We start from the raw sequence: 2,640 nt of genomic DNA on the forward strand, positions 1-2,640 counted from the left end.
CCCACGCCGACCCGGCCGGGACCAGCGAAAGCTCCCCGGGAGGGGCACCGACCATTCGCCAGGTCGGCGGACTCGACCTGGCCGCCCGCCGGACCAGCAGCGCCCCCGAGCGCCGTGGCGGCTTCCTGCGCGTCGCCATGGGGCCGTCGGCAGGCCAGGCCCCAGCCGTCACGATGGAACTGGGACCCCGCAACGTCAGTATCACCCCGGGCACCACGGCGTTGATCGAGATCGCCATCGACCACCTCAACCGCCTCGTCACGCCCTTCGCGAACCCGGTGGTGCGGACCGTCTCCGCCGCCAGTACCAGCGTCGATGGTCATGTGGTCTACGTGGCCACGTCCACCGAGGAACCCGTGTCGCTGTACATCAGCGACGGACAGAGCAATGACCTGGCCTTGTCGCTCACCCTGGCCCCGCGGTACGTGCCCCCGCGCGAGATCCGCCTGACCGTGCCCGGGTATCGCGGCAAGGGGGCGAGCGGCGCGGGACCGGACAGCGGCAAGTCGGCGTCGCTGCCGGGCACAGCGGGGGAGGGCAACGGCAGTACCCCCTATGTCGCCGCCTTGACCGACCTGTTGCGCGCCATGGCCCAGCGCCGTTTGCCGGCCGGTTTCCAGGTCAAGGGCAGCGGCCCGAAAGCGCACTGTGCCCCGGGGCTCAAGATCACCAGGACACAGCTGATCCAGGGGGCGACCGCCAGCGTGCTGACGCTCGGCGTGCGCAATGCCGGCACCGGCACCGTGCCGGCCAACGAGTCGGCCTGCGACCTGGACAAGGGGATCGTCGCGGCCGTCGGTGCCTGGCCGTTGAAGGCCCTGGCGCCGGGGCAGGAGACCGAGGTCTTCCTGGTGCTCCAGGACGGCTTTGTGGCGACTGACCCGAGCGGGACACCCCGGTGATCAATCTCAAGAGCCGATGGGCATCGCTTTCGCCCGGCGTCCAGCGTGTGGTTGCCTGGGGTGCGGGCGGCTCCGTACTGCTCCTCCTGGCCGCGATTGCGGTGCAGAGCGCCGGGGCGCCCACGCCTCGGGGCAGTGCCCAGGACAAGCTGGTGCGGAACCTGCTCACCGATACCGATCCGCGCTCCTTGGGCATCGAAGGTCTTGCCGCCCGGCTGGAGCGCATGGAGCAGCACGTCGATGACGTGAAGAAGGCCTTGGCGAAACCCCCGGACAAACCGGACGTGCCCCCGGTCGACCCCGCCGTGGTCGAGGCCCAGCGGGTCGAGATGGCCCAGTTGAAGGATGAGCTGGAAAGCCTGCGCCGCCAGATGGAGGTGGCCAAGCAGACGCCCCCGCCCGGGTCGACGGCTGCCTTGCGGCCCCCGGGTCGACTGCCCGAGCCGGCGACCCCACCGACCCCGGCGCCGGCCGCCCCAGCGCCGGCGCCGCCGGGTGAGCGGCCGATGGATCAAATGTTCAGCCCGCCGACCGCCAAGGGGCCGAGCCCCGCGGTGCCCGGGGCGCGCGCCAGCGGTCCCAACCGTGCCATGGACATCCGCGTGGTCAGCGCCCCCCCGCCGCCGGCACCGCCCCCCGGTCGACCCGCCGCCCCGGCCCCGGGCGAACTGTTCATCCCGGCCGGCAGCATCCTCACCGGCGTGCTCCTCAACGGCCTGGACGCCCCCACGGGGCAGGGCGCCCGGCAGCAGCCGACCCCGGCCCTGGTGCGGATCAAGCACGACGCGCTGCTGCCCAATCGGTTCCGCGCGGACGTCAAAGAATGCTTCGTGATCGTCGGCGGTTTTGGGGATCTCGGGTCGGAACGGGCGTATCTGCGCGCCGAGACCTTGACCTGTGTGCGCACCGACGGCGGGGTCATCGAGGTCCCGCTCGACGCCTACGCGGTGGGCGAAGACGGCAAGGTCGGCGTCCGCGGCCGACTGGTGAGCAAGCAGGGTGCCCTGCTCGCCAAGGCGTTGCAGGCCGGATTCCTGACCGCGTTCTCGAAGGTGTTCACCCAGGTCCCGGCGACGCCGTTCAGCAACGCCACGACCGGCGGCCAGGTCCAGTTCCAGTCCATGTTCACCCCCCAGGCGGCCGAGGCCGGCTTTGCCGGTGGCGTCGGCGGAGCGATGGACAAGTTGGCCGACTACTACATGAAGATGGCCGAAAACACCTTCCCGGTCCTCGAAGTCGATGCGGGACGGGGGATTGAGCTCATCATCAACAAGGGTACGTCGCTCAAGTTGAAATAGGGTCGACAGCGGCGCTGACGGCCATTCTCGACCTTCATGCTCAAGGCGCCAGGGTTCGCGTGCCGGCCGCGGGAGGTGAGCGCAACGTCATCCGGTGGCTGATTGCACACTGGCCACGCCTGGCGACTTCAGCCGTCGAGCATCACCCCCGGGGCTTGTTTGACAGCGTCCAGCCAGGCGCCCCCATCCGGACTATCGATGAGCGCTTCGACCAGGTCGTCCAGTGCCTCGGCTTTGGCGACCTGGTCGAGCAGCGGCGCGCTGCGCTCGGCGACTTCGGCGCCGAAGCGCCGCTGGGCCCGGCGTACGAGGAGCAGCCGCTTGTGTTGCAGCCCCTGCTCAATACCCTTGCGGATGCCGATCCGCTTTAGAGTGCCGAGCGGAGCCGGTCGGGGCATCTATAGGATCGCTCCGCGATACCCGTGCTGCCCGAGTCAGGC

At 70.4% G+C, this 2,640-nt stretch carries 3 protein-coding genes; 2 read left to right on the top strand and 1 reads right to left on the bottom strand.

Going from position 1 to position 2,640, the window contains the following annotated elements; all coding sequences use genetic code 11:
- Together QZY44_RS25120 and QZY44_RS25125 are read left to right on the top strand one after the other, a co-directional pair.
- Window positions 1–902, top strand: a 902-nt coding sequence (locus QZY44_RS25120) for a type-F conjugative transfer system secretin TraK (protein ID WP_295454595.1), incomplete at its 5' end; no start/stop codon positions are given.
- Window positions 899–2,200: a TrbI/VirB10 family protein gene (locus QZY44_RS25125; RefSeq protein WP_295454597.1), complete on the top strand. Its 1,302-nt coding sequence runs from the start codon at window positions 899–901 to the stop codon at window positions 2,198–2,200. The genes QZY44_RS25120 and QZY44_RS25125, both read left to right, overlap by 4 nt.
- 128 nt (window positions 2,201–2,328) lie before the next feature.
- Here the strand turns inward: QZY44_RS25125 and QZY44_RS25130 are convergent, their stop codons facing one another.
- Entirely contained in the window at window positions 2,329–2,598 is a 270-nt protein-coding gene (locus QZY44_RS25130; RefSeq protein ID WP_295454600.1) for a transposase, read from the bottom strand.
- Between the last annotated feature and the right edge of the window lie 42 nt (window positions 2,599–2,640).

The sequence above is a fragment of the uncultured Thiodictyon sp. genome (genome assembly GCA_903837595.1).
GTDB lineage: Bacteria > Pseudomonadota > Gammaproteobacteria > Chromatiales > Chromatiaceae > Thiodictyon.